General features: G+C 71.4%; 17 protein-coding genes. 9 read left to right on the top strand and 8 right to left on the bottom strand.

Features of this window, described 5'->3' with window-relative positions:
* Positions 1 to 74: 74 nt before the first annotated feature.
* Positions 75 to 689, bottom strand: coding sequence for a hypothetical protein (locus tag AB0D85_RS10150; protein ID WP_362316505.1), 615 nt, complete (start codon positions 687 to 689; stop codon positions 75 to 77).
* Between the two features lie 452 nt (positions 690 to 1141).
* On the opposite strand from AB0D85_RS10150, the gene AB0D85_RS10145 reads away from it, so the two are divergent.
* Positions 1142 to 2326 (top strand): MFS transporter, encoded by a 1185-nt coding sequence (locus AB0D85_RS10145; protein ID WP_362316502.1) that lies wholly within the window; start codon positions 1142 to 1144, stop codon positions 2324 to 2326.
* Between the two features lie 209 nt (positions 2327 to 2535).
* Here the strand turns inward: AB0D85_RS10145 and AB0D85_RS10140 are convergent, their stop codons facing one another.
* The 3 genes from AB0D85_RS10140 to AB0D85_RS10130 form a co-directional block, all read right to left on the bottom strand.
* Positions 2536 to 4569: an NAD(+) synthase gene (locus tag AB0D85_RS10140; protein WP_362316500.1), complete on the bottom strand. Its 2034-nt coding sequence runs from the start codon at positions 4567 to 4569 to the stop codon at positions 2536 to 2538.
* A 202-nt stretch (positions 4570 to 4771) separates the two neighbouring features.
* On the bottom strand, positions 4772 to 5599 hold the full coding sequence (locus AB0D85_RS10135; RefSeq protein ID WP_362316629.1) for a PaaX family transcriptional regulator C-terminal domain-containing protein: 828 nt from the start codon (positions 5597 to 5599) through the stop codon (positions 4772 to 4774).
* 63 nt (positions 5600 to 5662) lie between these two features.
* On the bottom strand, positions 5663 to 6682 hold the full coding sequence (locus tag AB0D85_RS10130) for a sugar ABC transporter substrate-binding protein (protein ID WP_362316497.1): 1020 nt from the start codon (positions 6680 to 6682) through the stop codon (positions 5663 to 5665).
* Between the two features lie 118 nt (positions 6683 to 6800).
* On the opposite strand from AB0D85_RS10130, the gene AB0D85_RS10125 reads away from it, so the two are divergent.
* Complete coding sequence (locus AB0D85_RS10125; RefSeq protein ID WP_362316494.1) at positions 6801 to 7832, top strand: LacI family DNA-binding transcriptional regulator; 1032 nt, start codon at positions 6801 to 6803, stop codon at positions 7830 to 7832.
* 326 nt (positions 7833 to 8158) lie between these two features.
* Here the strand turns inward: AB0D85_RS10125 and AB0D85_RS10120 are convergent, their stop codons facing one another.
* From AB0D85_RS10120 to AB0D85_RS10110, 3 genes are all read right to left on the bottom strand, one after another.
* Positions 8159 to 9151 carry a phospholipase D-like domain-containing protein gene (locus AB0D85_RS10120; RefSeq protein WP_362316491.1) on the bottom strand — a complete coding sequence of 331 codons (993 nt, stop codon included), beginning with the start codon at positions 9149 to 9151 and terminating at the stop codon, positions 8159 to 8161.
* A gap of 227 nt (positions 9152 to 9378) precedes the next feature.
* On the bottom strand, positions 9379 to 10164 hold the full coding sequence (locus AB0D85_RS10115) for an IclR family transcriptional regulator (RefSeq protein WP_362316489.1): 786 nt from the start codon (positions 10162 to 10164) through the stop codon (positions 9379 to 9381).
* Entirely contained in the window at positions 10161 to 10724 is a 564-nt protein-coding gene (locus AB0D85_RS10110) for an SDR family oxidoreductase (RefSeq protein ID WP_362316486.1), read from the bottom strand. Before AB0D85_RS10110 ends, AB0D85_RS10115 begins: the two co-directional genes overlap by 4 nt.
* A 185-nt stretch (positions 10725 to 10909) precedes the next feature.
* Between AB0D85_RS10110 and AB0D85_RS10105 the strand changes: the two genes are divergently transcribed.
* From AB0D85_RS10105 to AB0D85_RS10090, 4 genes are read left to right on the top strand one after another with little or no spacing between them, the layout of a single operon-like run.
* Positions 10910 to 12208 carry an extracellular solute-binding protein gene (locus AB0D85_RS10105; RefSeq protein ID WP_362316483.1) on the top strand — a complete coding sequence of 433 codons (1299 nt, stop codon included), beginning with the start codon at positions 10910 to 10912 and terminating at the stop codon, positions 12206 to 12208.
* A 7-nt stretch (positions 12209 to 12215) separates the two neighbouring features.
* Positions 12216 to 13085 (top strand): sugar ABC transporter permease, encoded by an 870-nt coding sequence (locus AB0D85_RS10100; RefSeq protein ID WP_362316480.1) that lies wholly within the window; start codon positions 12216 to 12218, stop codon positions 13083 to 13085.
* Complete coding sequence (locus AB0D85_RS10095; RefSeq protein ID WP_362316477.1) at positions 13082 to 13972, top strand: carbohydrate ABC transporter permease; 891 nt, start codon at positions 13082 to 13084, stop codon at positions 13970 to 13972. Before AB0D85_RS10100 ends, AB0D85_RS10095 begins: the two co-directional genes overlap by 4 nt.
* Positions 13969 to 16653 (top strand): hypothetical protein, encoded by a 2685-nt coding sequence (locus AB0D85_RS10090; protein ID WP_362316475.1) that lies wholly within the window; start codon positions 13969 to 13971, stop codon positions 16651 to 16653. The genes AB0D85_RS10095 and AB0D85_RS10090 overlap by 4 nt, the downstream gene beginning before the upstream one ends.
* Before the next feature lie 61 nt (positions 16654 to 16714).
* Here the strand turns inward: AB0D85_RS10090 and AB0D85_RS10085 are convergent, their stop codons facing one another.
* Positions 16715 to 17362 (bottom strand): TetR family transcriptional regulator, encoded by a 648-nt coding sequence (locus tag AB0D85_RS10085; RefSeq protein WP_362316472.1) that lies wholly within the window; start codon positions 17360 to 17362, stop codon positions 16715 to 16717.
* Between the two features lie 64 nt (positions 17363 to 17426).
* On the opposite strand from AB0D85_RS10085, the gene AB0D85_RS10080 reads away from it, so the two are divergent.
* The 3 genes from AB0D85_RS10080 (at position 17427) to AB0D85_RS10070 (ending at position 22411) form a co-directional block, all read left to right on the top strand.
* Positions 17427 to 18863 (top strand): FAD-dependent monooxygenase, encoded by a 1437-nt coding sequence (locus AB0D85_RS10080; protein WP_362316469.1) that lies wholly within the window; start codon positions 17427 to 17429, stop codon positions 18861 to 18863.
* A 156-nt stretch (positions 18864 to 19019) separates the two neighbouring features.
* Positions 19020 to 21404: an excinuclease ABC subunit UvrA gene (locus AB0D85_RS10075; RefSeq protein WP_362316466.1), complete on the top strand. Its 2385-nt coding sequence runs from the start codon at positions 19020 to 19022 to the stop codon at positions 21402 to 21404.
* 107 nt (positions 21405 to 21511) lie between these two features.
* Positions 21512 to 22411 (top strand): arginase family protein, encoded by a 900-nt coding sequence (locus tag AB0D85_RS10070; protein WP_362316463.1) that lies wholly within the window; start codon positions 21512 to 21514, stop codon positions 22409 to 22411.
* Positions 22412 to 22477: the final 66 nt, after the last annotated feature.

Below are 22477 nucleotides of genomic sequence, written 5' to 3'. Positions count from 1 at the left end.
CGGGCGGGTACGGCGGCGGGGCGTCCACGGTCCCGGACGCACCGCCGCCGACCGCACTCGCTCCGCTCAACTCCTCAGGGGATGACGGTCAGTGCGGGTGCCGGGGTGTCCACGGAGGGCAGCGCCGGCAGTGCGGGCACCTCGCTGCCGAGGAGGCCGGTGACCGTGCCGAGGATCGGGGAGAGCAAGTCGTCGACGGTGCTCAGCACTTCATCGACGTCGAGCGAGGTCAGCGAGCCGAGCAGGCTGTCGACCGCCGACTGGATCGCGTTCACCAGGTCGTCGACGGGGTCGGCCGCGCGGGGCAGGGACCGGTGCGCGCGGTCGGTTGCGCCGGTGTCCAGGTGCCTCAGCCGCTCCCGGAGGGCGCTTACCCACTTCCGTACCGCCTGTGCGTAGACGGCGGTCCGGTCCGGGTCGAGACGGGTGCCGTGCGCCGCGGTGAGGTTGGGCAGCGTGGTCAGGAGCGGGGCCAGGGCGCGGTCGTGCCGCGCCGTGTCCATCGCGTCGATGCGGTGCGGGAGCGTGGTGATGTCGGTGCCGGGCGGCAGAACCGGCTGCGCGGCACCGGGTCCCGACGCTTCTCGGCCGGCGTCGGCGGCGGCAGCGCTCGCCGCGGCAGGGCCGAGGACCAGGACGGCACACACCAGGGGGGAGACGAGGAAGCCGCGGGAGACTAGGGCGCGCATGGGTTTCCTTTCGAGAACTGCTGTCCTTTCGCCCACCGTGAGAAGCGCCGAGAGGCACCGCAACCGGTCCCGGGCCGCGCGCTCCGCCCGCGGTGCGACCGCAAATCCCCTGACCAGGCTGTTTGCCCCGCGCTGAGGCTCCTTCCGGGTGCCGGCCGGATGTTCACCCGTCAGGGTGCGCCGGATTTCCCGTCCCGGGCCCCGCGCCGCCGCTTCCGCGGTGGTCGCCGCTGCGGACGACGCGCGGCACGGGCGGGCCGACGCCCGCACCGGCTTGCCCGGCGCGGCGGCGATCATGGACGAGCGGCCGGCTGGCCGGATTTGGCCGGGTGCCACCCCGGAGGTCCCTAGGATCGCCGGCTGTGATCACTGCTGCCGGTCCACTCGACTCCGTCCGCCGGGATTTCGCTCGACTGTGGCGTGCGTACGCCGTGAGTGCGGCGGGGACGGCCGTGAGCTCGGGCGCGCTGGCGCTGGTGGCGGTGGCGGCGCTGGACGCGACCACGTTCCAGGTCTCGCTGCTCGCCGCGCTGTCGGCGGTCGCCGGTGCCGCGGTCACCCTGCCGCTCGGCAGCCGGGTCGAGTTCCACCGCAAGCGCCCGGTGATGGTCGCCGCGGACCTGGTGCGGTGCGCGGCCCTGGGGAGCGTGCCCGTGGCGGCCGCCCTCGGCCTGCTGACGTTCGCGCAGCTGTGCGTCGTGGGTGTGGTGCAGGCGGCGGGAATGATCGTGTTCTCCGCGGCGAGTACCGCGCATCTCAAAGGACTCGTGGCGGAAGGGGACCGGGTCCGGGCGGCGGCCCGCTTCGAGACCACGGACTGGGTGAGCCAGAGCGCGGGTCCTCCGGTCGGTGGCCTGCTGATCGGGATCGTGGGGACGACGGCGACCCTGGCGGTCGACGCGGTCTCCTTCCTCCTCTCGGCCCTCGGCGTCCGCCGCCTCCGCACCCCCGAACCGCCGCCCCCGGTCCGCCCGGAGTCCCCGGCCGGGGCGGGTCCCTCGGCGGCGCGACGGGGGAGTCTCACGGAGGGCTGGCGCTGCATCCTCGGCCACCCCGGCCTCCGCCCGCTCTTCTTCAACTCGATGCTGTTCGGCGGCCCGGTGATGATGACGTCCCCGCTGATGACCGTACTGATGCTGCGTGAGCTGCACTTCGCCCCGTGGCAGTACGGTCTGGCCCTGGGACTGCCCTGCATCGGCGGCATCGTCGGTTCACGTCTGACGGTGCCGCTCACCCGCCGGCTGGGCGCGGAACGCGTGCTGCTGCTGTTCGGTGTGCTGCGGACCCCGTGGCTGCTTCTGCTGCCGCTGGTGCCGTCCGGTCTCGTCGGCCTGGCCGTGCTCGTCGCGATCGACACGGGGCTGCTGTGCGTGGCCGGGGTGTTCAACCCGTCCTTCGTGGCCTACCGGATGGCTGTGACGCCCGACCACGTCATGGCCCGCGTGGTGACGGCCTGGTCGGTGAGTTCGAAGACGGTACAGCCGGTGTTCATGCTCGCCGGAGGCCTCCTGGCGAGCTGGACCGGGGTGCGCGCCGCGCTCCTCGTGGCGGGTGTCCTCTGCCTCGCCAGCGCCGTCCTGCTGCCCTGGGACCTCCGCACCGCGTCCGCGCCCGCACGTCAGGAGACCCGCCCCTGACGGATCAGGGGCGGGTCTCCTGCTGGAGCGCCGGGCAGGCCTTGCACCTGCATCTCCCCGCAGGAAGCGGGGCGTCTTTCCTTGGACCACCAACGCATCGCGTATCACCCGTATTCGGAGCGCCGCGCGCAAGATCGACTTTAGCGCACCCCGGAGGCCGGACGCAAAACGAGGCCCGCAGGGCCGCCGCCGGCCGCCGACTTGACCCCCTACGCCTCCGGGACGCGGTCCAGGTCGTGCAGCCAGGCCTTCGCCGAGCTGTCGGACGGGGCGCGCCAGTCGCCGCGCGGGGAGAGGGAGCCGCCCGCCGAGACCTTCGGGCCGTTGGGCATGGCCGAGCGCTTGAACTGGGCGAAGGCGAAGAACCGGCGGCAGAAGTACTCCAGCCAGTGCCGGATCTCGGCCAGGTCGTACGCCTTCCGGTCGGCCTCGGGGAAGCCGGGCGGCCAGGCGCCCGCCTCCCGGTCGTGCCAGGCGTGCCAGGCCAGGAAGGCGATCTTCGACGGGCGGAACCCGTGCCGCAGCACCTGGTAGAGGGTGAAGTCGTGCAGCGCGTACGGGCCGATCTTGGACTCGGTGGACTGGAGCTCCTCGCCCGGCACCAGCTCCGGGCTGATCTCCGTGTCGAGGATCGCCGCCAGGGTCTTGCCGGTCTCCGCGTCGAACTGCTCGCTGCTGATGACCCAGCGGATCAGATGCTGGATCAGCGTCTTCGGCACACCGGAGTTCACGTTGTAGTGGCTCATCTGGTCGCCGACCCCGTAGGTGCACCAGCCGAGCGCCAGCTCCGACAGGTCACCGGTGCCCAGCACGATGCCGCCGCGCTGGTTGGCGAGCCGGAACAGGTAGTCCGTGCGCAGCCCGGCCTGGACGTTCTCGAAGGTGATGTCGTACACCGGCTCGTCGGCCGCGAACGGGTGGTCCATCTCCTTGAGCATCAGCCGTGCGGTCGGCGTGATGTCCAGCTCGGCCGCGGTCACGCCCAGCGAGTTCATCAGCCGGTGCGCGTTGCCCTTGGTGTGCTCGCCGGTGGCGAAGCCCGGCAGGGTGAAGGCCAGGATGTCGGTGCGCGGACGGCCCGCGCGGTCCATCGCCCGGGCGGCGACGATCAGCGCGTGCGTGGAGTCGAGGCCGCCGGACACCCCGATGACCACCTTCGGGCCACCGATCGCCGCGAGCCGCTGCTGGAGCGCCGCGACCTGGATGTTGTACGCCTCGTAGCAGTCCAGGGCGAGCCGCTCGGCGTCGGCGGGCACGAACGGGAAGCGCTCGACCCGGCGGCGCAGCCCCAGGTCGGTCTTCGGCGGGTCGAGCCGGAAGGGTACGGTCCGGAAGTCGCCGGTGCGGGCCGCGTGTGTACGGCGGTTGTCGTCGAAGGAGCCCATCCGGGCCCGCTCCTGCCGCAGCAGGTCCAGGTCGACGTCGGCCACCGCGTACTGGTCGTCCAGCGGGAACCGGTCCGTCTCGGCCAGCAGCGCGCCGTTCTCGTAGATCATGGTCTGGCCGTCCCAGGACAGGTCCGTGGACGACTCGCCCAGACCGGCCGCCGCGTACACGTACGCGGCGAGACAGCGCTGGGACGCCGAGCGGCACAGCAGCTTCCGGTCCTCCGCCCGGCCGACCGTGATCGGGCTGCCCGAGAGGTTCACCAGCACGGTCGCCCCGGCCAGCGCCGCCTCCGCGCTCGGCGGCACCGGCACCCACATGTCCTCGCAGATCTCGGCGTGCAGCACGAGACCGGGCACGTCCTCCGCCTCGAACAGCAGGTCGACGCCGAACGGCAGGCGCTCGCCGCCGATCCGGATGGTCCCGCCCCGCTCGTCGTCGCCCGAGGCGATCTGGCGCCGCTCGTAGAACTCCCGGTAGTTCGGCGGGTACGACTTGGGCGCGACACCGAGGATCCGGCCGCGGTGCACGAACACCGCGCAGTTGTAGATCCGGTTGCGATGGCGCAGCGGGGCGCCCACGACGAGCACCGGCAGCAGGTCCGCGGAACCGGCCACGACGGTCGCGATCGCCTCCTCGACCTGGTCGAGCACCGCGTCCTGCAGCAGCAGGTCCTCGATCGAGTAGCCGGTCAGGCCCAGCTCGGGGAAGACGGCCACCGCGACACCGTCCCCGGCGCAGCGGCGGGCCTGGCGCAGGACCGCCTCGGCGTTGGCGCGCGGGTCGGCGATGACGGTGTGGCCCGTGCACGAGGCGACACGTGCGAAGCCGTGCTCATAGATCGACCAGAAGTTCAACGGGGCTTCCTCAGGAGAGACGAACACGGTGCGGATGCCGGACGGAGAGCGTCGCGCCGTACACGGGCACCCTCTCCTTCAACGGTCTGGCGAACGTCCTGCACCATGAAGCATAGATCGCCAGGTGAGGCCTGGTGATCACGGGATTCGGGCGGCTGCCATCATGTACGGCACACCGCCGACGGTGCGCGGTCCGTGGCCGTCACAGCGGTGTCGTGTCCAGGAGGTCCGCGGCCATCCGGCGGGCCGGGGCGTCGGTCTCGGCCGCGACGCGGTGGAAGGTGGCCTCCGCCCGGTGGGCCGGCCAGTCGGTCGGCAGATGCCGCGCGGGCAGCCGGGGGTCGGTGCGGATGATGTCCAGCCACTCGCTGACCAGGCGCAGCCGGGTGACGACGGCATCGTCGTCGGGTCCGGCGCGCCAGGCCTCCCAGCGGGTGTGGAAGTCCTCGTACCGGGCGGCGATCGACTCCAGGTCCCAGGTGTCGCGGATCATGAGGTCGATGTCCGTCGCCCCGTCGGCCAGCGCATGGAAGATCTTGACATGGGCGGAGAGCCCGAGTTCGGCGACGACCGCGGAGACGTCCACCCGGCCGGGCGCGATCCACAGGCCGCTGTAGAGCGGACCGAACCCCGACCAGCCGAGCTGCGAGCGCAGATCGTGCCGCTGGCGCTGCCAGGACTCGGGCAGCGAGAAGCCGAGCAGGGTCCAGGACCCGTCCCAGTCGTCGTTCACGGCGCCCGTCTCCCAGATGCGCCGCCGGCCGTCGTGCAGGATCTGGGTGGCGAGGGGCGTCAGCCCGAAGTACATCCGGCGCCCCTGCCGGTGGCGGCACAGCAGGTTCCTGTTGACCATGCGGGTGAGTGTGGACCGCACGGCCTGCTCGCCCACGCCCGCCCGGCCCAGGACCGTGATGATGCTCCCCGAGTACACGCCCAGCGGGCCCTGCTCCAGCACGTGGTTGCCGAAGAAGGCGAGCAGGAGCGACTGCGGTCGGGGCTGCGCGGAGTCCAGGGGTTCGGGTGCGATCACGGCGTTCACGTGCGCAAGATTACGGCCACGGGCCGGCGGGCACGGTCGGGCGTTGGCCCGGTCTCACCGGGTGCCGTGCGCGGCGAACTTCGCGACCGTCTCGACGTTGGACTTGTCGACGAAGGCCGGGCCGGTCAGTACCGGCTGCTCGCCGCCGCCCAGGTAGTTGCCGTTGGTCCGGTAGAGCCACAGCGAGTCGACGGCCAGGTAGCCCTGGAGATAGGGCTGCTGGTCCACGGCGAACTGGACGGTGCCCTTCTCGATGGCGGAGATCAGGTCCTTGTTGAGGTCGAAGGTCGCCACCTTCGCGCTGCTCCCGGACTCGGACACGGACTGGGCGGCCGTCAGCGCGAAGGGCGCGCCGAGGGTGACGACCTCGTCGATGGACTTGTCCTGGGTCAGCTTCGCGCTGATCGTCGACTTCACCGACGGCATGTCGGTGCCGTTGACGTACAGGGTGTCGGTCGTGCCGCCGAACGTCTTCTTCACCCCGGCGCAGCGCTGTTCGAGGTTGATGTCGCCCTGGGCCTGGATCACGCACAGGACGTGCTTGGCGCCGGTGCCGTTGAGCTTGGTGCCGAGGGCCTGGCCGGAGACCGACTCGTCCTGGCCGAAGAACTCCAGCAGCTTCTGCTGCTTCCACACGTCCAGGCCGGCGTTGAGGCCGACGACCGGGATGCCGGCCTGCTCGGCCTTGGCGACCACGGCCTTCATCGCGTCGGGCTTGGCGAGCGTGACGGCGATGCCGTCGACCTTCTGGTCGATCGCGTTCTGCACCAGGTTGGCCTGGTCGGCGGCGGTCTCGTCGTTGGAGTAGACCAGCTTGACGTTGTCCTTCGCGGCGGCGGCCTCGGCGCCCTTGCGGATGGTGTCCCAGAAGGTGTCGCCGGCCGGGGCATGGGTGACCATCGCGATGGTCATGCGCGGGGTGGAGGCCTTGCCGGCCGACGCGGCGCCGCTGTCCTGCTCGGCCCTCTTGCCGCCGGAGCTGCTGGAACAGCCGGTCAGGGCCAGGGCGGCCGCCGCTGCCACGGCCACGGCGGGGGCGATGCTGCGGGAGTGCGGGAAGGGGATACGGCTCATGGCTTCGTGCACCTCACGTCAGGACAAATTAAAGCGCTTTAAGTTCTGGTACTATCGACTCGTTCCGATCAACGTGTCAAGGGTGCCGCGCGAGGAGATTGCCGCAGGGGAGGCAGAAGTGGACGATGCCGGATCCCGGCGCCGGGGGAACGGGACGACAAGGCGCCCACGACTGGAGGACGTCGCGGCCCGGGTGGGCGTGTCCACGGCGTCCGTGTCCCTCGTGCTGCGCGGCGTCCCCGGCCCCAGCGAGCGGACCAGGCAGCGTGTCCTGAAGGCCGCGGCGGACCTCGGCTACCAGGTGGACCGCACCGCCAGCATGCTCGCCAGCCGCCGCACCCGGCTGCTCGGCGTCATGGTCGACGTGCACAGCCCGTTCCACGCCGAACTCGTCGAGCATCTGCACACGGCCGCCGAACAGGTCGGCTACGACCTCGTCCTCAGCACCCAGACCCGCACCCGCGACGAGCACACCGCCGTCGAGACCCTGCTGGCCTTCCGCAGCGAGGCCCTGATCCTGCTCGGCCCCACCGCGCCCGCCGACATCCTGGCGGCCCTCGACCGCAAGGCACCGGTCATCGTCGTGGGCCGCCGGATGGCCGAGGGCGGGCTGGACGTCGTACGCACCGCGGACGAGAACGGCGTCGGCCAGCTCGTCGACCACCTGGTGGGCCTCGGGCACCGCGCGATCGCCTACGTCGACGGCGGCAAGGGCGTGATCGCCACCGACCGGCGCCGCGGATACCGCACCGCCATGCGCCGGCACGGCCTGGACGCGCACGTCAGGGTGTTGGGCGGCGACCACACCGAGGCGGCCGGTGAGCGCGCCGCCCGCCATCTCCTCGACTCCGGCGACCTGCCCACCGCCGTGCTCGCCTTCAACGACCAGTCCGCCATCGGCATCCTGGCCGTACTCGCCCGGGCCGGAGTCGCCGTCCCCGGCGAGGTGTCCGTGGCCGGCTACGACGACGACCGGCTCGCCCGGCTGAGCTGCTTCAACCTGACCACGGTCAGCCAGCGGGCCGAGGAACAGGCCCGGCAGGCGGTGGCCGCCGCCGTGGAACGGCTGGACGAGGACCGCACCGAGCCGCACGAGGTGGTCCTCACCCCGCACCTCGTCGTCCGCGGCACGATCGCGGCGCCCCGCTGAGCGACGGAGGACATCGCTGGTTCGGGCGGCATGCTTCCGCCGCTTCCGGGCCCGGTACGCGGCTGCCCTGATCTTGGTGCCGCTCCGGTCCGGCGCCGGGATCCTCGCAGCCGTGCGCACGCCCCCGTGCCGGGATCCGGCCAGGGGCGGACGCCGCAGCCGATGTGGCCGCACCCTCCCCGCCGATGCCCGACCGGTCGCTCCGGTCGGCCAGGTCCCCCACCGGTCCGCCGGGGGAGGCGTGCGGGAGCGGCCGGTCGCGGACCCGGCGGCCGGAGGCGCCGTGGCCCGCGACCGACCGTGCGCCGGCGGGGGAGGGGAGACAGCTACGCGGCGGTGCCGCCCGCGTAGTCGCTGTTGAACGTGGTCTCGATGGTCGTGGCCACCGACTGCGCCACCCCGGTGCCCGTCAGGATGATGCCCAACTCACGGTTGTTGGACAGCGAGTTGCTGCTGATGTTCATGGAGCCGGCCTCCACCTCCTGGGTGGACAGGCCATAGTCGGCGACCATCGCCTTGGCGTGGATGTAGAAGCCGTTGGAGTCGGAGTAGCCGACCACCGTGCCGCCGGCGTCCTCGATCTCGGAGACCTCGCTGGAGTAGCTGCCCGGCGTCTCCAGGACCACCCGCACCTTGACGCCCGCCTCGGCTCTGGCGGCGATCGCGTCGACCACCGTGCTGTCGCTGAACTCCAGCTCCTCGACGTCGAGCGTCGTGGTGGCGGCGTTGATCACGGACAGCAGACGGCTGCGCGAGTCGGTGGGGGACCAGAGCAGGTGGTCACCGTCGGTGGGGGTGATCGAGGTGCCGGCGTAGTCGGCGTTGAAGACCTTCTCGATCGCGGCGACGTCCCGGGTGTCGTCGGTGAACACGCCGTAGTCCCGGCCCGTCGAGTAGTACTGCGAGGTCAGGTTGCCGGTCAGGACCAGCGACTTGGTGGCGTCCACCGTGATCGTCTTCTGGTGCGTGTAGACGAAGCTGGACGACGACCAGACCACGCCCACGCCCGCGTTGGTGAGGGACGTGTAGGCGGAGTTGTTGGCGCTCTTGTGCTGGCGGTCCAGGACGACCCGCACGGTGACGCCCTTGTTCTCCAGGGCGATGAGGTCGTTGACGGCCGTGGTGTCCTCCAGCTCGTACATGGTCATGTCGAGGGAGGCGGTGGCCGAGTTGATGAAGTCGTAGATCGTGGGCTCGCTGCTGCTGAGCGAGAAGGCGAACGCGGTGTAGCTCGCGGCGCTCGCGGGAACCGCGGTGGCGACCACGGCCGCACTGGCCGCCAGGGCGACACCCGCGCGACCGAGAAGCTTCGACAGCATTGCGTGACTCCTAGTCGAGTAGACGCTCACGTGGGGGGTGGGTGAGCGTGGGCATGACACCACGCGCGTAGACTGCCGAGGAAGACAAGCCGGGTGAACTCACAGTTACCTGTGGGCCGTTCGGTCGGACAAAGCGGAATCCGGGCAGGTGGCGGCCGGTTCATGGGCGTACCGCGAGAACGCAAAATCTTCGTAGCCGGCCGTGGAGCGGACCCCGTGACGGTGGTTCAGCGGTGGCCGAGCGCCCGGGAGATCTCGCGGGCCGCGTCGACGACGAGCGGCGCGAGCACCCGCAGGCGCCGCTCGTCCAGTTCGAAGGCCATCGACGAGATGCTGATGCCGCCGATCGGGGTGTCGCGGCAGTCGTGGACGGCCGCCCCGATGCACCGCGTGGCCGGCTCGTTCTCCGCGTCGTCGACCGCGTAGCCGCGGCGCGCGACCTCCTCGAGGTGGCGCAGCAGTTCCTCCGGGTCGTCGATGGTCCGCGGGGTCACGGCCGGTGTCTCGGCGCGCCGCAGGATCTCCCGGACCTCGTCCTCGGGGAGGGCCGCCAGCAGGGCCTTGCCGATGCTCGTGCAGTGCAGGGGGATCGCCAGGCCCACCCGGGAGCGCATCTCGTAGGCGCGCAGCCCCTCCAGCTTGTCGACGTAGACGGCCTGGTCGCCGTGGCGCAGCGCCAGGTGCACCGTGTGCGTGGTGGCGTCACGCAGCCGCCGCACGGCCGGCCGTGCGATCGCCGCGATGCCGGCCTCGGACTCGGCGCGGGCCGCGAGGGTGAGCAGCCCGATGCCGGGCAGGTAGCCGCTCTCCCCGTCCCGGCGGGCCCAGCCCACGGCGACGAGTTCCTGGACGATGCGGTGCACGGTGGAGGTGGGCAGCCGGGTGCTGCGGCTGATCTCGCTGATACCGCGGTGCTCCGTCATCGCCTCGACGACCCGCACCACCTTGGCCACCGCTCCGGGCCGGTCCGTCCCGGGCGACGCGGACTCCCGGGGGCCTGGGGAGTCGCTCATCGCCCCATCCATTCGCCGCCCACCACGAGCGTATGGCCCGTGATGCACCGGGCGGCGGGCCCGGCCGGGAACACGGTCGCACCGCGCATGTCGTCCGGCGTGCCCCGGCGTCCGGCCGGGATCCGGGACCGGACCCCGGGCTCGCGCCGCGGATCGGCGCGCAGCGCCCCGGTGTCGGGGGCCAGGGCCCGCGAGATCGTGCCGGTGTTGTTCACCAGGACATCGATCGGGTGCTCCTCGGCCACCGCCCGCGCGGTCGCGGCGACGTGACCGGCGTCGGCCAGGTCGCAGCCGACCACGGCCACCGCTCGCCCGAGCGCCCGGCACGCGTCCGCCGTCGCGCGCACGCCGTCCTCGGTGCGGCCCCGGAGCACGACGTCGGCTCCCGCAGCGGCAAGCGTCTCGGGGGTCGCCGCCCCGCTCCCGGACCACGCCCCGGTCACCAGCGCGCGGCACCCGCCCGGCCCGAACAGGCCCTCGACCAGGAAGCGTTCGCGCAGCGCGGCCGGGGACGGGCCGGTGAACTCCGTGGGACGGAAGGCGGGCCGGGCGTCGGTCATGGGAACTCCTCGGGTTTGCGAACCAGTAGGAACCCGACCGTCCCGCTGGATGGGACGGTCTTCCCTTATCGCGGAACGCGGAGCAGTATGCCTCTCAACCCCCTGTATGGCCAGCCTCGTTGTGGCCCCCGGCGGACGCAGGGACGGCAGGCCGCACCGCTCGATGAAGAGAAGGGTGGAGGACCATGCGCGTAAGCAAACGTATCTGCGTGATGGTGATCAGTACGGTCGTGGCGCTGGCGGCGACGGCCTGCGCACCAGGATCCCCGGCCTCGTCCGGGGACCGGTCGGCGGCTCCCACCAAGATCGACTGGAAGAGCTTCAAGGGCAGGAAGCTGACCTACGTCTACTTCACCGACGGCCCCGCGGACGAGAAGGCCACCCGCTCGGCCATCACCCGCTTCGAGTCCGAGACCGGCGCCACGGTCAACCTGCAGATCGTGCCGTACGCCAACCTCGACACCTCGCTCCAGGCGCGGCTGTCCTCCGGTCAGGCGCCGGAGGTGGCACGAGTCAGCGACTGGCACGCCTACTCCGGCGTCGCCGTCGACTTCAAGCAGTACTTCGGGGACAGCTACCCCGGTCAGTTCACCACCGGCGCGGCCAGGACGGTGCAGGACACCGCCGGCCACATGCTCGCCGTGCCCAGCGACCTCACCGTCAACGGGCCGTTCGTCAACGTCGACGCCTTCAGGAAGGCCGGGGTGGCGATCCCGGCCAAGTGGACCTGGGACCAGTTCGTCGCGGACGCCGAGAAGGTCGCCAGGGCCAACCACATGCCGTACGCCATGGCCATCGACAAGTCGGGCAACCGGCTGAGCACCGTGCTCAGCCAGTTCGGAACCGTTCTGGTCGGCCCCGGGAACAAGAACGGCCTCGACCGGCAGAAGGCCGAGAAGGCACTGACCTTCTTCACCGGCCTGGTGAAGAACAACACCATCTCCAAGGACTTCTGGCTCGGCGCGGGCGACAACTACGCGGGCGGCAACGACCAGTTCCTCGCCGGCCAGGCACCCGTCTACCTGTCCGGCCCCTGGCAGGTCGGCGCCTTCGCCCAGAGCGCCGGGTTCACCTGGGCGGCGGCCCCCAACCCGTGCGAGGCTCGCTGCGGCGGCTTCCCCGGCGGCAAGTACATGGTCGCCTTCAAGAACAGCGGGGAACCCGCCCTCGCCGCCGCGTTCGTGGAGTGGATGAACACCACCGAGAACCAGCGCACCATCGACCGGACCGCCTACTGGCTGCCCACCCGCCAGGACCTGACCGCGTCCGGCCTGAAGTACCCCAGCCACAGCACCGACATGAACACCTTCCTCAAGGACCTGGCCAACACCCCGGACGACACCTTCACCGCCAACTCCAGCCCCGCGTTCACCAAGTCGGCCCAGGCGCTCATCACCGAGACGGACAAGGTCGTCGCCGGCCAGGAGGACGTGAAGCGCGCGGTCGCCAACCTGAGCACCGCCATCGACGCGGCCGCCCGGTAGGCCCGCCATGACGCGGAAGCGGAAACTCGTCCCGTACCTGTTCGTCCTCCCCAACATGGCCGTGTTCGCCGTCTTCACCATCTGGCCCGCCCTCAACGGCTTCAACCTGAGCTTCTACGACAGCGGCGACGGCCTCACCTTCCGCAGCGTCGGTACCTCCAACTACGGCACCATCCTCAGCGACAGCGACTTCTGGACGGTGGCCCGTCACACGCTGCTGTTCACGGCGGGGTTCGTGGCGGCCTCCACGGTGCTGGCCATCGCCCTGGCCCTGTCACTGCACGCCCAGCGGCGCGGCCGGGGTGCCCTGAGCGCGGCCTATCTGCTCCCGCTCATGATCTCCCCGGTCGTCGTCGGCATCGTCTGGAAAGCCGCCCTGGACCGGCAGACCGGCCTGGTCGACGAGGTCGTGTCCGCCATGGGGCTCGGCCGGCCCGGCTGGCTGGTCTCACCGGACCTCGCCATGGTGACCGTCGTCCTCGTCGGTGTCTGGATCCACCTCGGCTTCTACGCCCTGATCCTGCTCTCCGGCCTCCAGGCCATCGACACCACCATCTACGAGGCGGCCCGCATCGACGGATGCGGCGAGTGGCAGCGCATCCGCCGGATCACCCTCCCGCTGCTGCGCCCCACCGTCGCGGTCGTCGTCATCCTCTCCACCATCGCCGGGTTCCAGGCCTTCGACTACATCTACACCCTCAGCGGCGGCGGGCCGGTCGGCGCCACCACCCTCATCGTCCAGTACATCTACAAGCACGGCTTCAGCTATCCGATCCAGTACGGCATGGCCAGTGCCGCGGCCGTGATCCTCTTCTGCGTGGTGTTCGCCGTCACCTTCCTGAACTACCTGGCCGGCCGGCGGAGCGAGGCGATATGAGCATCCAGGCCCCGCCGCGCGTCCGGGCCGTCGGCAGATCCGGAGCCACCTGGACCTCGGCGACCGGCCGTACCCCCGGGACGGCGGCCGTCGTCCGTGCCACCCTGCTCACCATCGGCGCGCTGGTGGTCCTCGCCCCCGTGGCCTGGGCCGCGCTCTCCTCCTTCAAGACCCGGCAGGAACTCGCCGCCGCGCCGCCCACCCTGTGGCCGCACCACCCGACCCTCGACAACTACACGACCGGGCTGCGCGCCTTCGACTTCGCGCGGTACCTGACCAACAGCGTGATCGTCACGGCCGCCGCCACCCTCCTCACCCTGGCGATCAACTCCATGGCCGCCTACGCCCTGGCCAAGTACAACTTCCGGGGCCGCAACCTGCTCTTCCTCATCACCCTGTCGACCATCATGATCCCGCTCCAGGTGATCCTGCTGCCGGTCTACCAGGTGGTCTCCTCGTTCGGGATGACCAACTCCCTGCTCGGTCTCATCATCCCGCCGGCGGCGACCCCCACCGGCGTGTTCCTGCTACGGCAGTACATGCTCACGCTCCCCGACGAACTGATCGAGGCGGCCCGCATCGACGGCGCGGGGGAGTTCAGGATCTTCCTGCGGATCATCCTGCCGCTGAGCCGCCCCGCTCTGGCCGTGGTCGCCATCTTCTCCGTGATCTGGCGCTGGAACGACTTCCTGTGGCCCCTGATCGTCGCCCAGGACGAGTCCAAGCAGACCCTGCCGGTGGCCATCGCCCGCTTCGCGAGCCAGCAGGCGATTCCCTTCAACCAGATCCTGGCCGTGTCGGTCGTGTCGATCGTGCCGGTCGTGATCCTCTACCTGCTGCTGCAACGCCACATCATCTCCGGTATCTCCCAAGGAGCGATCAAGTGACGTCACTCCAGCCCACCGGCCGTACGGTGCACTCGCTGGACCGCGACGGCCTCGTGCGCGACTGGCTGGTCAGCCCCGCGTGGCGCAGTGCCTGCGACGACCTGGACCGGGTCCTGTCCGCCACCGGCAGCCCGTGGGGCGACGACGGCCGGTGGGTGCTCACCAACGGCCCCGACGTCGCACCGCTCAAACGCCGCCTCTACGGCCTCCACCCCCTGCTCACCGACCAGCCGCTGCCCGCCCTCGCCGAGGGCACGGCGTTCGACTGGACCCGCTCCGCGGGTGATTCGGTCTCCTCGGCGCACTGGCAGCGCGAACACACCGGCGAGGACGGTCTGCTCGACTGGAGCCAGTTCTGCTTCACCCCCGAGTACCGGCACGCGCTCGCCGGCACCGTCCTGGAGGTGGACCAGGCCGAGTACCGCGAGCTCGAAGTCGGCTGCACCGGCCCCTTCGTGCTCTTCGTCGACGGCGAACCGGTGCTCTCCGGCGAGGACTTCGGGTACATGGAGCCGCTCCGGCACCGCCTCCGGGTCCGGCTGCGGTCCGGCCCGACGACCGTGCACCTGGCCACCTGGCAGGTCGCCTTCCGCGAGGTCCGTCATACGGCGAGCCTGCGGATCGACGGCCTCCCGGTCCGTGTGGTCGTCCCCTCGCCGGGAGCCGACGAGTACCGTTCGCGCGCCGCCGAGCAGCTGCTGGAGTCGGTCGCGGTGGGCCCGTGGGCCTGCGCCGACGGCCGTACCTGGATCTCCGGGCCGGCCGGCGGCCGCCTGCGGGTGTCGGTGGACGGCCGGCCCGCCGAGCCGGTCGTCCTGCCGGAGAAAGGGGCCGCTCCAGTGGCGCCGGCAAGGCGCTCACCGGACACCGAGAACGCCGCGTCCATGCTGGACACCGGCGAGAACGTGCTGCGCATCACCGCCGACGACCCCCTCGCACCGGTGTTCCGGGTGGCCCGGGTCGCCACCCTGCCCCCGCAGCGCCGCGCGGCGCCGACCGGTGATCCCGCCGTCTGGCGCACCGAACTGCTGCAGCACGTCGGCCGGGCCACCCCCGGCGCGGCCCGGGCCCTCGCCCGGCAGGCCCTCGGCCCCGAAGTCCCGCTGGACCGGGCCGACCTGGACGGCCCGCTGACGATGCTCGACAGCCGCGCCGACTGCGCCGACTTCGAGGCCGTCGGCCTGGTCCACCTGTGGCACCGCATCCCCGGCGGCTGCTGGCAACCGGGGCAGCGGGAGCGGGTGCGCCGCGCGCTGACCGGGTTCAAGTACTGGATCGACCAGCCCGGTCTGGACGCGATGTGCTACTTCACCGAGAACCACCAGTTCGTCTGGCACACCGCCGAACTCCTGGCCGGAGAGCTGTTCCCCGACGAGGAGTTCACCAACACCGGCTGGACCGGCCGCCGCCACGCCGAGCACGGGCACGCCCTCGCCGAGGAGTGGATGCGGCGCAAACTCGCGGGCGGCTTCAGCGAGTTCGACTCCAACGCCTATCTGGCGATCGACACCCTGGCCCTGGTGTCGCTGGTGGAGTTCGCCGGGTCGGACGACCTGCGCCGGCTGGCCGAGGCGCTCCTCGACAAGGTGCTGCTCACCCTCGCCGCCAACTCCTGGCGCGGCGTGCACGGCGCCGCCCACGGCCGCTCCTACACCCCGACCCTGCGCTCCTCCCGCTTCGAGGAGACCGCGCCCGTCATGTGGCTGCTGTGGGGCGTCGGTTCACTGAACGGCGCGGTCCTGCCCGCAACCGTCCTGGCGACCGCCGCGCACTACCGCGTGCCGCCGGTGATCCCCGCGATCGCTTCCGAACCGCCGCAGGAATGGGACGGCCGCCAGGTCTACCGCGGCGGCTACCGCCTCCACCACGACCTGCTGAGCCGCCCGTACGACTCCGACCTGCGCATCTGGCGCACCCCCGACGCCATGCTGTCCAGTGTGCAGGACTACCGGGCGGGCCTGCCCGGGCTCCAGGAGCACATCTGGGGTGCCACCCTCGGCGCGGAGGTCCAGGTGTTCGCCACCCACCCGGCCGCCGACACCATCAGCTCCTCGGCCCGCCCGAACGCCTGGGCCGGGCAGCGCATCCTCCCGCGCGCCCGCCAGCACCGCGACACCGTCCTCGTACTGCACCGCATCCCGGACGGCACCGCGACCACCCATCTGTGGTTCCCGGCCGAACTCCTCGACGAGTGGCGGGAGTACGGCTGCTGGCTCGCCGGACGCGTCGGGGACGGCTATGTCGCGGTGGCGGCCGAGGGCGGCTTCCGCCCGGACACCACCGGTGACGAGGCCCGGCAGGCCTGGACGCCCGCCGGCGACGGGCGCGCCTATGTGGCGACCGTCGGACGGCGCGCGGTGGACGGCTCCTTCGCCGAGTTCACCGACGCACTTGCCGCACCCGACTTCGGCCGGGACCGGCACGGCGATCCGCGGGTGGCGTGGACGGCACGGGACGGCCGTCGACTGGACCTCGCCTGGAGCGGGGCGTTCACGGTCGACGGCGCGCTGCCCGACCCCGAGCCGTGCCCACCCCATCTGGACAACCCGGCCTGCCGGCAGGAGTTCGGCGCGGGAGAACTCCGGGCGGCCTGGGGCGGCGCCGAGCTGGTCATCGATCTGGTGGCGGGCCGGCGCGTGGTTCCCGGCGACATGTGCGGAGGGAACTCCCACGGCCGGTGAGGATGAGGGGTGTCCGGTGCGTGTGTGCAAGGCGTGCTGACGGCGAGCGAGAACGGCTCCTTCAGGGCCGTTCCGCGCCGGTGAGGTGGGTTCTCAGGCCGTCGTCGAGGAGGTCGAACGCCTGGTGGGCCGCTCGTACGGCCTCCGGGTAGCGTTCGTCGGCGGACTCACCGTCCGCCAGACGCGTCTGGTTCATGACGGCGAGTTCCCGCTGCACCACGATCACCTGAGCGGCCGCGAGCCGCGCGACCAGCGGACCGATGCCGGCCTCCCGCAGCGCCTCGGTGAGCGCCTCGATCCCGCGGGACGTGTACCGCGTCAGCCGCGCGGCCAGGCTCTCCGTGACGAAGACCATCCTCAGGAAGGCCATGATCTCGGGAGTGTCGTTGAGGCCGGTGTTCGGGTCCCGCCGCGCCAACGCGTCCAGCAGCGCCTCCCGCAGCGCGTCGAGCGGCGGCCGGCCGGCCGTACGCCCGCGCACGACACGGGCCGCTTCGCTCTCGTGGTCGGCGAACCGGTGCAGGACGAGGTCCTCCTTGGTCGGGAAGTACACGAAAAGGGTCCGCCGGGAGACCTCCGCCGCTTCCGCGATCTCGGTGATCGAGACCTGGTCGAAGCCCCTGTCCAGGAAGAGGCGGATCGCCGTCGCCGAGATCGTCTCCCGGGTGCGTTCCTTCTTGCTTTCCCGCAGGCCCATCCGCTGATTCATGCACTCAGTCTACCCGATGGTAGACTGAGTGCATTCTTGCACCGAGTGCATTTCAGGAGGCGTCATGCGAACCGAGATCATCGTGGTGGGGGCAGGTCCGACCGGCCTGATGCTGGCCCATGAACTGACGCTGGCCGGCGTACCGGTCGTGGTTCTGGAAAGGCAGCACACCCGCACCCCCCAGTCCCGGGCGGGCGGACTGCAACCGCGCACCGCCGAAGTGCTTGACCTGCGCGGGCTGCTGGACCCCCTGCTCGCCGACGCGCCGTCCCGCAACACCGACGGGGGGCATTTCGCCATGCTGCCCGTCGCGCTGGACTGTCGGCCCTGGCGCACCCGCCATCCGTACCCGGTCATCCTCCCGCAGGCCCGGTTGGAGGCGTTCCTCGAACAGCGTCTCGTCGAGCGGGGCGTACCCGTGCTGCGCGGACACGAGGTGTCGGCGGTGGAGCAGGACGCGGACGGCGTCACGGTCGGGGAGATACGCGGCAGCTACCTCGTCGCGTGCGACGGAGCACACAGCACGGTCCGGTCGGCCCTGGGCGTCCCCTTCCCCGGACGGGCGGGCCGGATGTCCGCCGTGGCCGTGGACCTCACCCTCGCCTCCCGGTCCGACACGGTCCCCACCGGCCGCGGGCACTTCAGCCAGTACCCCCGGACCGCCGGCGGCTACTTCACCATCCTGCACCCCCTCGACGGCGACCGGTACCGGTTGATCTACGGCAAACTCTCCGGCGACGGCCCGGGCCGCGAGGCACCCGTCACCTCCGACGAGGTGCGCGAGGCGCTGTACGCCGTGTACGGACGGGAGACGGAACTCGGCGAGCTGCGCGCGGCCTCCCGGTTCAGCGACGCCGTCCGGCAGGTCGAGCGATACCGCGAAGGACGGGTGTTCTTCGCCGGGGACGCGGCACACATCCATGTGCCGATCGGCGGCCAGGGCGTGAACCTGGGCGTCCAGGACGCGGTCAACCTGGGCTGGAAGCTGGCCGCCGAGGTGCGCGGCTGGGCGCCCGCCGGGCTGCTGGACACTTATCACGACGAACGGCACCCGGTCGCGGCACGTGTACTGGAACACACCCGGGCCCAGGCCGTGCTCATGAACCCCGGCCAGGACGAGGAGGTCGCGGCGGTCCGCACCCTCGCGACCGAACTGCTCCGCCTGCCCGACACCAACCGCTACGTCTCGGGCCTGATGTCCGGTCTCGACGTCCGGTACCCCGGTCTCGGCCCCCGGATGATCGACCTGGAGCTGACCACCGCGGCCGGTCCGACCCGGGTGAGCCGGCTGATGCACTCCGGCCGCGGCCTGTTGCTCTCCCTCGACGGCGGGCAGAGGTCCGTGGGCGACCGGTCCGACCGGGTCGAGCACATCGTGGCGAAGACCGTCGAGGACGTCGAGGGCGCCGAGGCCCTGCTGATCCGGCCCGACGGCTACATCGCCTGGTCCACCACCGACGGCACACCCCTGGAACCGGCCCTCACCCGTTGGTTCGGCTGAGCCCCCCGCCGCTACGACGGGCAGCGCCGCGTCACTCCGGCGTTGCCCCGGTACGCACGAATCGGTCAGTAATGGAGAAGCGCTAGTGTTTCCACCCCGGCTAGCGTGGCGGCCGTCGACGGAGGCCCCGCGCAGCGGATGGAGACGGGTTTGAGCATGGCCAGAACGACCGAGACGCAGACGTCCACACCTCACGTGGCCGACACACACGGCCTGATCCGTGTGCACGGCGCGCGCGAGAACAACCTCAAGGACGTCAGTATCGAGATCCCCAAGCGCCGGCTGACCGTCTTCACCGGCGTCTCCGGCTCGGGCAAGAGCTCCTTGGTGTTCGACACCATCGCCGCCGAGTCGCAGCGGCTGATCAACGAGACCTATCCCGCCTTCGTCCAGGGCTTCATGCCGAACCTGGCCCGCCCCGAGGTCGACGTCCTCGACGGCCTCACCACCGCGATCATCGTCGACCAGCAGCGGATGGGCGGCGACCCCCGTTCCACCGTCGGCACCGCCACCGACGCCAACGCCCTGCTGCGGATTCTCTTCAGCCGCCTCGGCACGCCGCACATCGGCTCGCCGAAGGCGTTCTCCTTCAACATCGCCTCGATCAGCGGGGCGGGCGCCGTCACCGTCGAACGCGCCGGACAGAAGGTCAAGGAGCGCCGCAGCTTCAGCATCACCGGCGGCATGTGCCCGCGCTGCGAGGGCCGCGGCGCCGTCACCGACCTGGACCTCTCCCAGCTCTTCGACGAGACCCTGTCCCTCAGCGAGGGCGCGATCACCGTCCCCGGCTACAAGGGCGGCGGCTGGAACTCCCGCCTCTACGCCGAGTCCGGCTTCTTCGACCCGGACAAACCGATCAGCAAGTTCACCAAGAAGGAACTTCACGACTTCCTGCACCGCGAGCCGACCCGGATGAAGATCGCGGGCATCAACATGACCTACGAAGGTCTGATCCCGCGCATCCAGAAGTCGATGCTCTCCAAGGACAAGGAGTCGATGCAGCCGCACATCCGCGAGTTCGTGGACCGCGCGGTCACCTTCGCCACCTGCCCCGACTGCGAGGGCACCCGCCTGAGCGAGGGCGCCCGCTCCTCGAAGATCGACGGGATCAGCATCGCCGACGCCTGCGCGATGCAGATCAGCGACCTGGCCGCATGGGTCAGGGGTCTCGACGAGCCGTCGGTGGCACCGCTGCTCGACACGCTCCGGCACACCCTGGAGTCGTTCGTGGAGATCGGCCTCGGCTATCTCTCGCTCGACCGGCCGGCCGGCACCCTGTCCGGCGGCGAGGCCCAGCGCACCAAGATGATCCGCCACCTCGGCTCCTCGCTCACCGACGTCACCTACGTCTTCGACGAGCCCACCACCGGCCTGCACCCGCACGACATCCAGCGCATGAACGGCCTGCTGCTGCGCCTGCGCGACAAGGGGAACACGGTCCTCGTCGTGGAGCACAAGCCGGAGGTCATCGCGATCGCCGACCACATCGTCGACCTCGGCCCCGGCGCCGGCGCGGGCGGCGGCACCGTCTGCTTCGAAGGCACCGTCGAAGGCCTGCGGACCGGCGGCACCATCACCGGCCGCCACTTCGACGACCGGGCCTCCCTCAAGAAGAGCGTCCGCAAGCCCACCGGCGCGCTGGAGATCCGAGGCGCGTCCACCCACAACCTCCAGGGCGTCGACGTCGACATCCCCCTCGGCATACTGACCGTCGTCACCGGCGTCGCCGGCTCCGGCAAGAGCTCCCTCGTACACGGTTCGATCCCCGGGGGCGCCGGGGTGGTCTCGGTCGACCAGGGCGCGATCCGCGGCTCCCGGCGCAGCAACCCGGCGACGTACACCGGACTGCTCGACCCGATCCGCAAGGCCTTCGCCAAGGAGAACGGCGTCAAGCCCACGCTGTTCAGCCCCAACTCGGAGGGCGCCTGCCCCACCTGCAACGGCGCCGGTGTCATCTACACCGACCTGGCGATGATGGCCGGCGTCGCCACCACCTGCGAGGAGTGCGACGGGAAGCGGTTCGAGGCGTCGGTCCTCGACTACCACCTCGGCGGCCGTGACATCAGCGAGGTGCTGGCGATGCCGGTGAGCGAGGCCGAGGAGTTCTTCGCCGCGGGCGCCGCGCACACCCCGGCGGCCCACCGCATCCTCCGGCGACTCGTCGACGTCGGCCTCGGCTACCTCACCATCGGCCAGCCGCTGACCACCCTGTCCGGCGGCGAACGCCAGCGCCTCAAGCTGGCCACGCACATGGCCGACAAGGGCGGCGTCTACGTCCTCGACGAGCCGACCGCGGGTCTGCACCTTGCCGATGTAGAGCAACTCCTCGGCCTGCTGGACCGGTTGGTGGACTCCGGCAAGTCGGTCATCGTCGTCGAACACCACCAGGCGGTGATGGCCCACGCCGACTGGATCATCGACCTCGGCCCCGGCGCCGGCCACGACGGCGGCCGGATCGTCTTCGAGGGCACCCCGGCCGACCTGGTCGCCGCCCGCTCCACCCGCACCGCCGAACACCTGGCGACCTACGTGGGCGCCTGACCCGGGACGGGGCCCGCTCCTGACAGCCGCCGTCACCCCTGCTTGCTGGTCGGCTTCGCCTCGGTCGAGCTCGACACCGGGTGGGAACTACAAGGAAGGGAAATCCCGTGACGGATCACGAGGATGTCCATCTGCGCCTGGTCTGGCCCCAGTGGCAGGGCGCCGGGTCCTCCAGCGTCAGGCTGTTCGCCTCCGAGTTCCCGTTCGACGTGGCCCGCCGGAGCTACTCCGTCGGCTCGGCGGTGCTCGAAGCCGTGCTGCCGCCGCACGACGGCCCCACCGCGACGGTGCCGGTGACGATGACCGACGAGGGCACCGAGCTGCGCGACGGCGTCGAGGCCAAGGACGTCGTCGTCGCACAGCTGGCGCGGGCCCTGGAGATCATCCGTGAGCACGACCCGGCGCGGATCGCCACGCTCGGCGGCGAATGCGCGGTCAGCGTCGCGCCGTTCGCGGAACTCGCCCGCCGCTACGGCGACGACCTGGCCGTCATCTGGATCGACTCGCACCCCGATGTCGACACCCCCGAGACCGGGTACGAGGGCTACCACGCGATGGCGGTCTCCGCGCTCGTCGGCCAGGGCGACCCGGACGTGCTGAAGCTGCTCCCGGCGACCGTCTCCCCGGACCGGGTCGCGCTGGTAGGGCTGCACTCGTGGCAGCCCGACGTCACCGCGAACATCACCGGGTGGGGCCTGAAGACCTTCGCGCCCGACGAACTCCGGGAGTCCTCGCAGCCGCTGCTCGACTGGCTCGCGGCCACCGGGTGCTCGCGGCTGGCCGTCCACTTCGACGTCGACACGGTCGACAGCAACGAGATCGTCCTGGGCCTCGGTCCCGAACCGGACGGGCTCACCAGCAGCGAGGTACGGCGCGTCGTCGCCGACCTCGACGGGGCCGGGGACGTCGTCGGCCTCACGATCGCGGAGTTCATCCCCCGGCAGGTCATTCACCTCCAGCAGATCCTGAAGGGCTTCCCGCTGATCTCCGGGACGGCGGGAGACTGACCCCCAGGGTCGGGACAACGGGACGAGCGGGCGCCCCCGGTCGGGGCGCCCGCAGAGGATCGGCGG

The organism is Streptomyces sp. NPDC048277 (assembly GCF_040652235.1).
In the GTDB taxonomy this organism is placed as follows: domain Bacteria; phylum Actinomycetota; class Actinomycetes; order Streptomycetales; family Streptomycetaceae; genus Streptomyces.
Note: the sequence above shows the minus strand (reverse complement) of the source record. Positions and strands in the feature narration are given on the sequence as shown.

Coding starts and splice junctions, on each gene's coding strand:
- AB0D85_RS10085 (WP_362316472.1), bottom strand. CDS start 17,362: ATGAATCAGCGGATGGGCCTGCGGGAAAGCAAGAAGGAACGCACCCGG.
- AB0D85_RS10120 (WP_362316491.1), bottom strand. CDS start 9,151: ATGCTGTCGAAGCTTCTCGGTCGCGCGGGTGTCGCCCTGGCGGCCAGT.
- AB0D85_RS10075 (WP_362316466.1), top strand. CDS start 19,020: ATGGCCAGAACGACCGAGACGCAGACGTCCACACCTCACGTGGCCGAC.
- AB0D85_RS10130 (WP_362316497.1), bottom strand. CDS start 6,682: ATGAGCCGTATCCCCTTCCCGCACTCCCGCAGCATCGCCCCCGCCGTG.
- AB0D85_RS10115 (WP_362316489.1), bottom strand. CDS start 10,164: ATGAGCGACTCCCCAGGCCCCCGGGAGTCCGCGTCGCCCGGGACGGAC.
- AB0D85_RS10100 (WP_362316480.1), top strand. CDS start 12,216: ATGACGCGGAAGCGGAAACTCGTCCCGTACCTGTTCGTCCTCCCCAAC.
- AB0D85_RS10110 (WP_362316486.1), bottom strand. CDS start 10,724: ATGACCGACGCCCGGCCCGCCTTCCGTCCCACGGAGTTCACCGGCCCG.
- AB0D85_RS10080 (WP_362316469.1), top strand. CDS start 17,427: ATGCGAACCGAGATCATCGTGGTGGGGGCAGGTCCGACCGGCCTGATG.
- AB0D85_RS10105 (WP_362316483.1), top strand. CDS start 10,910: ATGCGCGTAAGCAAACGTATCTGCGTGATGGTGATCAGTACGGTCGTG.
- AB0D85_RS10095 (WP_362316477.1), top strand. CDS start 13,082: ATGAGCATCCAGGCCCCGCCGCGCGTCCGGGCCGTCGGCAGATCCGGA.
- AB0D85_RS10150 (WP_362316505.1), bottom strand. CDS start 689: ATGCGCGCCCTAGTCTCCCGCGGCTTCCTCGTCTCCCCCCTGGTGTGT.